The 9,200-nt window shown below is 69.2% G+C and carries 10 protein-coding genes and 1 pseudogene; 9 read left to right on the forward strand and 2 right to left on the reverse strand.

Annotated features, from left to right (window positions below):
• Window positions 1-31: 31 nt before the first annotated feature.
• From AB0J95_RS10005 to AB0J95_RS10015, 3 genes are read left to right on the forward strand one after another with little or no spacing between them, the layout of a single operon-like run.
• Window positions 32-1,102 carry a hypothetical protein gene (locus AB0J95_RS10005; RefSeq protein WP_364754969.1) on the forward strand — a complete coding sequence of 357 codons (1,071 nt, stop codon included), beginning with the start codon at window positions 32-34 and terminating at the stop codon, window positions 1,100-1,102.
• Window positions 1,099-2,019 (forward strand): ABC transporter ATP-binding protein, encoded by a 921-nt coding sequence (locus AB0J95_RS10010; protein WP_364754972.1) that lies wholly within the window; start codon window positions 1,099-1,101, stop codon window positions 2,017-2,019. The genes AB0J95_RS10005 and AB0J95_RS10010 overlap by 4 nt, the downstream gene beginning before the upstream one ends.
• The gene (locus AB0J95_RS10015; protein ID WP_364754975.1) at window positions 2,016-2,843 is read left to right on the forward strand and encodes an ABC transporter permease; all 828 of its coding nucleotides are present in this window, start codon (window positions 2,016-2,018) and stop codon (window positions 2,841-2,843) included. Before AB0J95_RS10010 ends, AB0J95_RS10015 begins: the two co-directional genes overlap by 4 nt.
• Here the strand turns inward: AB0J95_RS10015 and AB0J95_RS10020 are convergent.
• Complete coding sequence (locus AB0J95_RS10020; RefSeq protein WP_364754976.1) at window positions 2,840-3,619, reverse strand: CDP-alcohol phosphatidyltransferase family protein; 780 nt, start codon at window positions 3,617-3,619, stop codon at window positions 2,840-2,842. The genes AB0J95_RS10015 and AB0J95_RS10020 overlap by 4 nt on opposite strands.
• A gap of 53 nt (window positions 3,620-3,672) precedes the next feature.
• On the opposite strand from AB0J95_RS10020, the gene AB0J95_RS10025 reads away from it, so the two are divergent.
• From AB0J95_RS10025 to ribA, 6 genes and pseudogenes are all read left to right on the forward strand, one after another.
• On the forward strand, window positions 3,673-4,638 hold the full coding sequence (locus AB0J95_RS10025; RefSeq protein WP_364754978.1) for a zinc-binding alcohol dehydrogenase: 966 nt from the start codon (window positions 3,673-3,675) through the stop codon (window positions 4,636-4,638).
• Between the two features lie 12 nt (window positions 4,639-4,650).
• Window positions 4,651-5,049: a 6-carboxytetrahydropterin synthase gene (locus tag AB0J95_RS10030; RefSeq protein ID WP_364754980.1), complete on the forward strand. Its 399-nt coding sequence runs from the start codon at window positions 4,651-4,653 to the stop codon at window positions 5,047-5,049.
• A complete protein-coding gene (locus AB0J95_RS10035) occupies window positions 5,046-6,119 on the forward strand; it encodes a glycosyltransferase family 4 protein (protein WP_364754982.1) in 1,074 nt (357 codons plus the stop codon). The genes AB0J95_RS10030 and AB0J95_RS10035 overlap by 4 nt, the downstream gene beginning before the upstream one ends.
• Window positions 6,116-6,871 (forward strand): SAM-dependent methyltransferase, encoded by a 756-nt coding sequence (locus AB0J95_RS10040; protein WP_364755061.1) that lies wholly within the window; start codon window positions 6,116-6,118, stop codon window positions 6,869-6,871. The genes AB0J95_RS10035 and AB0J95_RS10040 overlap by 4 nt, the downstream gene beginning before the upstream one ends.
• A complete protein-coding gene (locus AB0J95_RS10045; protein ID WP_364754984.1) occupies window positions 6,871-7,809 on the forward strand; it encodes a lysylphosphatidylglycerol synthase transmembrane domain-containing protein in 939 nt (312 codons plus the stop codon). Before AB0J95_RS10040 ends, AB0J95_RS10045 begins: the two co-directional genes overlap by 1 nt.
• A pseudogene (gene ribA, locus AB0J95_RS10050) lies at window positions 7,790-8,329 on the forward strand (GTP cyclohydrolase II); the annotation flags it as partial. The gene AB0J95_RS10045 and the pseudogene ribA, both read left to right, overlap by 20 nt.
• Before the next feature lie 56 nt (window positions 8,330-8,385).
• Here the strand turns inward: ribA and AB0J95_RS10055 are convergent.
• Window positions 8,386-9,081 (reverse strand): creatininase family protein, encoded by a 696-nt coding sequence (locus AB0J95_RS10055; RefSeq protein WP_364754987.1) that lies wholly within the window; start codon window positions 9,079-9,081, stop codon window positions 8,386-8,388.
• Window positions 9,082-9,200: the final 119 nt, after the last annotated feature.

A 9,200-nucleotide genomic window follows, 5' to 3' on the forward strand; every position in this document is an offset into this window, starting at 1 on the left:
TGACACCCGAACTCGCCGTGAGGATGGGACCGTGGACATACGGCGCAACAGACGCTGGTTCGTGGTCGCGGGGCTGACCGCCGCCGCGGCCGCGGTGCCGGTCGTGTCCTTGCCCGCGTCGGGCGCGGAGACCGACCCGGCCAGGCTGCGCGCGTTGATGCTCGGCTCGGACGGGGTCGCGCACCAGGGGTACGCCGAGAGCGTCGGCCGCCTCGCCGTGCCTGAGCTGCCCAAGCTCGCCTCGGTGACGTCGATGCTGACCGGCACGACGCAGATGCGCACCTGGTACAACGGACGCGACCAGTTCCGGTTCGATGTGCTCAACACCGCCAACGAACGCGATGTGTACCGGTTCGAGGGCGCCGAGTACGTGTGGGACTACGGCGAAGGCACGCTCACCGCCGTGCCCGAGCTGCCGATCCGGTTGCCCCGGGCCGGTGATCTGCTGCCGCCCGACCTCGCGCGCCGGATTCTGGCTGCCGCGCCAGGGGATCCGGTCCGCAGCATCCCGTCAAGAAGGGTCGCGGGTGTGTCGGCGGCCGGGCTGCGGCTGGAACCCGCCGATCCGGACACGACGATCGGGTTCGCAGACATGTGGGCGGACGAGTCCGGGGTGCCGTTGCAGGTCGAGGTGACCGCGCGGGGCGGTTCGTCGCCGGTGATCATGGCCCGGTTCCTGGAGTTCTCGCTCGGCTCGCCGGTGATGACGCCGCCGCAGAACGCGCCGTTCCAGGTCGGGGACGAACCGGACATCAGCCCGATCCTGGCTTCGCTCGGCCTCACCACACCGCCGTCGCAGCTCGCCGGACGGGAACTGCACGACCTGGTGCTGCCCGGGATCGGGACATACGGCTACGGCCTTTCGTCCTTTGTGGTCATTCAACTTCCGCGCGATATCGCCAACTCCGCGATCGACGCCGCCACCAAGGCGGGCGCCAAGACCGCTGAGAACACCGTTTCGCTTGATATTCCGCCGTTGTCGCTCGTGGTGGTGCGGGCCGCGCGGTCCCGCCGTACGTACCTGCTGGCCGGTCTGGTGTCCGGTCGTGTCCTCGCCCAAGCGGGCGCCGAACTGTCCGTGCTGCCCAGAGGAAACCGATGATCACAACCCAGGCCCTGACCAAACGCTACGGCTCCGTGCTCGCGGTGGACTCGGTGTCGCTGAACGTCCGGGAAGGCGACCGCTACGGCTTCCTGGGCCCCAACGGTTCCGGCAAGACGACGCTGGTGCGGATGTTGCTGGGCCTGGTGTTCCCCACGAGCGGGACGATGGAGGTGCTCGGGCAGCCGATGCCCGCGCGTGCTTCGGCGGTTCTGCCGCAGGTGGGTTCGCTGATCGAGGGACCCGCGGCCTACCCGTACCTGTCCGGACGGCGCAACCTGGCGTTGATCGACGCTGTCGGTCTGCGGGAGGGTCGACGTGCCAGACAGGCGCGGATTGCCGAGGTGCTGGACCAGGTCGGGCTGGGCGGGATCGACGACCGGCCGGTGAAGAACTACTCGCTGGGCATGCGGCAACGGCTGGGCCTGGCCGCGGCGTTACTCAGGCGCCCCAAGTTGCTGGTCCTCGACGAACCCACCAACGGCCTTGACCCGCAGGGCATCCACGAGATCCGGGACCTCTTGGTCGCGCTGAACGAAGGCGGCACAACGGTGTTCCTGTCGAGCCACCTGCTGTCCGAAGTGGAGCAACTGTGCACCCGGGTGGGCATAGTCGATCGCGGGCGCCTTGTGCTCGAAGACACGCTCGCCTCGCTGCGGGCGCCCACCGGACGGGTGGTGGTCGAGAGCCCGGACGCGGAGAAGATCATCGGGATGCTCAACGGACAAGTGGTCTCCCACGCGGGCGAGGAAGTCATTGTCACGCACGCGGATCCCGCCGAGCTGAACGCCTGGCTCGTCGGCGAAGGCGTCCGCGTGTCCGCCATCACCGCGCAGCGGCTGTCCCTGGAACAAGTGGTCCTGGCCGCGACCGGCCCCGGCGCGGACCGGGTCGCGTCCTCGGAGGTGGTGGTGTGATCAGGGTCGAGCTGCAGAAGCTGGTGCTGCGGCCGCGGGTGTGGCTGAGCGTGGCCCTGCTCTGCGGGTTGCCGATCGTGGTGGCGGTTTTCCTTGCCACGACGAAGATCGCGCCACCGCCCGGGCAGGGCGGGGCGTTTCTTTCCGCCGTGCTGGCCAATGGGTCGCTCTATCCGGCCGCGGCGCTTGCCTTGGTGCTGCCCGTGTTCCTGCCGCTGGCGGTCGCGGTGATCGCCGGGGACTCGATCGCGGGGGAGGCCTCGACCGGCACCCTGCGTTACCTCCTGGCGCGGCCGGTCGGGCGGACCAAGCTGCTCACCGCGAAACTCATCGCCGTCGCGGTGTTCGTTGTGGGCGCGGTGGTCCTGGTGGTGATCACCGGGTTGATCACCGGCGTCAGCCTGTTCGGTGGCAGCGCCGAGGCAGTGGGGCAGCCAGGGGGCGTGACGTCGTTGTCGGGCGCCAGCCTCGGACCTGTCGACGTGGTCCTGCGATTGCTCGGCGCGGTCGGCTACATCGTGTTGTCGATGGTGGGGTTCGGGGCCATCGCCCTGTTCCTGTCCACGCTCACCGACTCCGCGCTCGGCGCCGCCCTCGGGGCGATCGCGGTCCTGGTCACCAGCTCGGTGCTGGAGGCCCTGGAGGCCGCGACCGTCATCAAACCGTACCTGCCGACCCATTACTGGCTGTCGTGGATCGACTTCTTCCGTGACCCGATCCTGTGGCGCAACATCGACAACGGCGTGCTGCTCCAGCTTGTCTACATCGGACTGTTCTTCGCCGCTGCCTGGGCTAACTTCGCCACGAAGGACGTAACGAGTTAGGGAAGCCGGGGGGAACTTTTTCGGAACAACACCGTGCCAAGGTTGTGCTCACGGTGGTTCCGCACCGTGATGGCCCGTGGCCTTGCCACCCCCCGCAGGTCACGGGCCCTGTACAGGTACCGGACCGAGTGGCCGAAGGACCAGGCCAGCGCGGCCAGCGCCAGCGCCACCAAGCCGAACGACACGGCCGGCGGCAGGAGCCCGGACGCCGCGACGACAAGGATCACGCCCTGCAGCGCGGCGACGGTCTTGGCGACGATGCTCACCGGCAGAGACCCGCGCAGCCACGGCATGGCCCAGCCCGCGGCGACGTAGACGTACCGCATCAGCCCGATCGCCAGCACCCACACCCCGTGGCTCTGCGCGACGAAAACGCTCAGCACCAGGATCAGGAACGCGTCGACCTCCATGTCGAACCGCGCGCCCAGCGGCGACGAGGTCCCGGTGCGCCGGGCGACCTTCCCGTCGACGGCGTCCAGCGCGAGCGCGATCGACGCGACGATCACGAACAACACCATCGGCGGTGGCTGGTTCACGGTGTCGGCCACCATCGCGGTGACGCAGCCCACCAGGGTGGCCCGGGCCAATGTGACGTAGTCGGCCGGCCCCAGCTTGTACACACCGGACCGATACAGGGCGGTGATCACGACCGTGCTGTAGACCACCCCGGCGACCCAGCCGATCAGGCCGAGCCCGGCCGCGAGGCTGAGCAGGCCCAGGAGAACCAGTTGGCCGGCCGCGCCGACCGCTAGTGCGACTCTGCTCGTCCTGCTCACTGCTGACCTTCCCCGTATCGTTTCCCGAGCCTAGACGACCCGGGAGGAAAACGTTGACAGAGCGCGCTTTCTGGCTGGCCTCGCCCGGTGTGGGCGAGATCCGGCCGGTGGAGCTGCCGGAGCGTGGACCGGACGACCTGCTTGTGCGCACCCTTTACAGCGGTGTGTCCAGAGGCACCGAGACCCTCGTGTTCCGCGGCCTGGTGCCGGACAACCAGCACGACGCCATGCGGGCGCCGTTCCAGGACGGTGACTTTCCGGCGCCGGTCAAGTACGGATACCTGAACGTCGGCCTCGTCGAGGAGGGACCGGCGCGGTTCGCCGGCCGGAAGGTCTTCTGCCTCTATCCACATCAGACCAGATACGTGGTGCCGGCTCAGATGGTTCACCTCGTCCCCGACTCGGTACCGGCGGCCCGCGCGGTCCTGGCCGGAACGGTGGAGACCGCGGTCAACGCGGTCTGGGATGCCAGACCGCGGCTCGGTGACCGGATCGCCGTCGTCGGCGCGGGAATGGTCGGTGCCAGCATTGCCAAGTTGTTGAACGGGTACCCCGCCGCGAAGGTCCAACTCATCGATGTGGACCAAGAAAAGGCGGCGATAGCCGAAGCCTTCGGTATCGGCTTCGTCACACCCGATCGGGCCGAAGGCGGCTGCGACCTGGTGGTGCACGCCAGCGCGACCGAGCAGGGCCTCGCCCGCGCCTTGGAGCTGGCGGCGCCGGAAGGCACTGTGCTGGAGGTCAGCTGGTACGGCGGCAAACCCGTGAACGTGCCGCTGGGGGAGTGGTTCCACTCCAGGCGGCTGACGATCAAGGCGAGCCAGGTGGGGGTGGTGGCGCATCCACGCCGCGACTACGGCACGCGCATGGCCACTGCGTTAGAACTACTCGCGGACCCCGCGTTCGATGCCCTGATCAGCGACGAAGTGGCCTTCGACGACCTGCCGGAGATCATGCCGAAGCTGGCCGGCGGTGAACTACGGGCGCTGTGTCTGCGTATTGGTTATGGGAGCGCATAGGAAGGGGAACAGGTGTTCAGCCTGACCGTCCGCGATCACGTCATGATCGCGCACAGTTTCCAGGGCGAGGTCTTCGGGCCGGCCCAGCGGCTGCACGGGGCGACTTTCGTGGTGGACGCGACGTTCCACCGCGCCGAGCTGGACGCGGACAACATCGTGGTCGACATCGGCCTGGCAACGGTCCAGCTCAAGGAGGTCCTGGACGCCTTCAACTACCGCAACCTCGACGAGCTGCCCGAGTTCAAGGGCGTGAACACGTCGACCGAGTTCCTGGCCCGCCACATCGCCGACCGGATCGCCGAGCGCATCCACGACGGCAAGCTCGGTGAGCTGGCCCGCGGCATAGCCGAGATCGAGGTCACTCTGCGTGAGTCGCACGTCGCCTGGGCGGGATACCGGCGGGCCCTGTGACCGTTTTCGTGCTCCCGGGCGATGTGGCCGACGTGACCGTCTCGAGCGGTGGCAACAGCTACGACCTGCGGATGTCCCAGGCATTGCGCCCCGTGGTGCACGCCGTCGACGGCGGCTGGCCGCTTCCCGGCCCGGCCGCCCGCGACGAACTGGACCGTACGCTGCGTGACCTGCCCAGTGGCACGACCGTGCTGCTGGACGGGCTCGTGGCCTGCGGTGTTCCCGAGGTCGTCGTCCCGCAGGCCCAGCGCCTGCGGGTGGCGGTCCTCGTGCACATGCCCCTGGTCGACGAGACCGGCCGCGACCCGCAGGTGGCGGCCGAGCTGGACGCCAAGGAGCGGCAGACCCTGCACGCGGCGCACGCGGTCATCGCGACCAGCGAGTGGTCCGCGGCGCGGCTGGTCCGCCACCACGAGTTACCCGCCGAGCGCGTGCACGTGGTGTCCCCGGGCGTCGACCCGGCGCCGGTCGCGCCCGGCACGGGCTCGCGGCTGCTGTGCGTGGCCGCGGTCACCCCGCACAAGGCGCAGGACGTGCTCGCCCACGCGTTGGCCCAGCTCACCGACCTCGACTGGACGTGTCACTGCGTGGGCTCGCTGGCCCGCAACCCCGGCTACGTCGAAGACCTGCGTGCCCTGGTCGACCGGCATGGGCTGGCGGACAGGTTCCTGCTGACCGGCCCGCGGTCCGCCGACGACCTCGAGACCGAGTACGCCGAGGCCGGCCTGGCGGTGCTGCCGTCGCTCGGCGAGACGTATGGCATGGTGATCACCGAAGCGCTGGCGCACGGGCTCCCGGTGCTGGTCACGGCGGCGAACGCCGGGCCGGGCACGCTGGGCCGCGCACCGGACGGGACCGTTCCCGGCATGCTGGTCCGCCCCGGGGACCCCGATGACCTCGCGGCCGCCCTGCGCCGCTTCCTGACCGAACCCGGCCTCCGGCGAGGGCTGCGCACGTCCGCCCTCGCCCGCCGGGACACGTTGACCGGCTGGGACACCACCGCGGCGCGGCTCGCGCGGGTGCTCGGCGACCTGGAGAAAGGGCCGCAGTGCGCAGCATCAGCTCGCTGACCACGATTCCACCGGAGTGGCTGCGGCTGCGCGAGGGCGCCGACGCGGCCGCACGCTCGACGGACCTGGTCGAGCTGCTCAAGGCCCAGCTGGGCGGCGACCTGACCATCCGCGACCTCGGTTGCGGCACCGGGTCGATGGGCCGCTGGCTCAGCCCGAAGCTGCCCGGCCGGCAGCGCTGGATCCTGCACGACCGCGACCCGCAGCTGCTGGCCCTGGCCATCACCGACAACGCCATCGCCGAACAGCGCGACATCACCGGTCTGCGGGCGTCCGAGCTGGCCGGGACCTCACTGGTGACCGCGTCGGCCCTGCTCGACCTGCTCACCGCGGAGGAGGTCACCGATCTCGTGCAGGCATGCGTGAAAGCGGGTTCGCCGGCGTTGTTCGCGTTGAATGTGGCGGGAAAGGTGGAGTTCGCCAATCCCGACCCGTTGGACGCGCGGTTCGAGGCCGCGTTCAACGCACACCAGCGGCGCACGGTCGACGGCCGGACCCTGCTCGGCCCCGACGCGACCGACGTCGCCGCCGAGGCGTTCGTCGATTTCGAGGTACACCTGCGGCCCAGTCCATGGCGGCTGGGCACCGACGATGTCGCCCTGGCGGCCGAATGGCTGCGCGGATGGGTGTCGGCCGCCGTCGAGGCTGAACCGGACCTGCCTGGTCACTCGTATCTGGAGCGGAGGCTCAGTGACTTGCAGGTCGTAGTGCACCACACCGACTTGCTGGCGATACCGAAGGCGGTTTGGTGATGCGAAAGGTGTGGCCCTGGCTGCAGATGCTCGCGGGTCTGGCGATCATAGGTGTGCTTTTCTGGAAAGTGGGCACCCAGAGCTTTGTGGACAGTCTGCGGCTGGTCAACCCCGGGAACATTCTCGCGGCGTTGGGCATCGGCATGGGGACCACGGTGGCCAGCGCCTGGCGCTGGTGCCTGGTGGCCCGCCGGCTCGGCCTCGAGCTGACCCTGCCGCAGGCCGTGTCCGACTACTACCGCGCCCAGTTCCTCAACTCTGTGCTCCCAGCGGGCATCGTGGGTGACGCGCACCGGGCGTGGAAGCACGGCAAGCAGGAAGGCGACATCGCCCGCGGCGTGAAGGCCGTGGTGCTCGAACGCGTTGCGGGACAGGCGGTCCTGATCGCGGTCGGGGTCGCGGTGTTGCTCAGCACACCTTCCCTGCTGCCCGGTGGCGCGCAGGACATCGTGTGGGTCATCGTGGTCGCGGCCGCACTGGCGGTGGTGACGTTCGCGGTGAGCAGGCGGCTGGCCCGGCGTGGTTCCGGTTTGCGGCGTACATTGGACGATGTCCGTATCGGCCTGTTGTCGAGCAGGACCTGGCCCGGTGTCGGGTTGCTCTCGCTGGCGGGACTGTGCGGGAACATCACGTTGTTCGTGGTGGCGGCGGACGCGACCGGTCTGCACGCGACGGTCGGGCAGCTGCTGCCGCTGGCAGTGTTGTCGCTGTTCGCGATGAGCCTGCCGCTGAACGTCGGGGGCTGGGGTCCACGGGAAGGTGTCACCGCGCTGGCGTTCGGCGCGGCGGGTCTGGGAGCGGCGCAGGGCCTGACCACGGCGGTGGTCTACGGCGTGCTCGCGCTGGTCTCGACCCTTCCTGGAGCGCTCGTGCTGGTCGCTCAGGCTCCGGTGGTGCAGAGATGGGAAAAGAAGCGCTATGCGACAGGTAGCAATTGAGCGGCTGGCCGACACGACCCTGCCGACCGTCTACGGTGACTTCCGGGCGATCGGCTACCGGGATCCCGCGGTTTCCTACCAGCAGATCGCCTTGGTGTACGGGGACATCAGCTCCGGCGAGGGCGTGCTGACCCGGTTGCACTCCGAGTGCCTGACCGGGGATGTGTTCGGCTGCAACAGGTGTGAGTGCGGCGAGCAGTTCGCCGCGGCGATGCGCGCGATCGTGGCCGAGGGCCGGGGCGTGCTCGTGTACCTGCAGGGCCACGAAGGCCGCGGCATCGGGCTGCTGGCGAAGCTCAAGGCGATGCGGTTGCAGGAACAGGGCCTGGACACCGTCGAGGCGAATGTCGCGTTAGGACTGCCGGTGGACGCGCGGGACTACCACGTGGCCGCGGACATTCTCCATGACCTCGGGATCGACTCGGTGCGGTTGCTGTCCAACAACCCGGAGAAGCTCAGCGCGCTGCGCCGCTACGGCATCCGGATCACCGAACGGGTGCCGCTGCTGATCACCCCGAACGTGGAGAACCTGCCGTACCTGCAGGCGAAGCGCGAGCGGCTGGCACACATGCTGCCTCAGCTGGACGACTTGAGGGCGGAGAGCACGTCCGCGAAGGACGTGACCAAGCTGGCCAGCGCGGCCCGGCCCTTCTCCGCCGACGCCAGGGAAGGCCGCCCCACCACGCCGGACGTGGTGTAGGCCTGCAGCCCCACCGTGAGCATGTGCGGGCGGTCGCCCGTCACATGGTCATGCTCGGCGTAGTCGTCGGCGACCAGTTCCGGATGGGCGTGCAGCAGCAGCGAGGTCTCGAACTCCCCGGCGTGCATGTCGGCCTCGTTGGTGAGCACGACCCCACCGGCCTGGCGCGCGGCGGTCCAGCCGGCCTCGGTGGGGAACAGGGCCATGCCGCCGGACTCCTGGACCACATTGGACAGTACGTAGTTGCCGCCGTGGCCGTTGATCAGCACGAGATGCCGGATCCCGGACTTCCGCACCGAAGCGGCGATGTCGGTGACCAACGCGTACAGCGTCCTGGCGGAAATGCTGACCGTGCCGGGGAAACCGTCGTGCTCGTGCGAGCAGGAGATGGTGATCGGCGGCAGGTGCAGGACGGGGTACACATCCGCGACCGCCTTCGCGATGATGGCCGCCACCACGGTATCGGTGATCAACGGCAGATGAGACCCATGCTGCTCGAAACTCCCCACCGGCAGCACGGCCACATCCGGGCCCAGCTCACGAACCTGCGCGGACGTCGTCACCGGAAGCATGCCCCGACAGTACCTCCTGAGTGGTTGTGGAGGTCAGCCGAACCGTTCTGTCTTGATCCGGTGGGTGTCGTGGCCGAGGGCGATCAGGATGTTCGCGGCGGTCTCGACGAAGCCGTTGG

The organism is Actinocrispum sp. NPDC049592 (genome assembly GCF_040675465.1).
Taxonomy (GTDB): domain Bacteria; phylum Actinomycetota; class Actinomycetes; order Mycobacteriales; family Pseudonocardiaceae; genus Kibdelosporangium.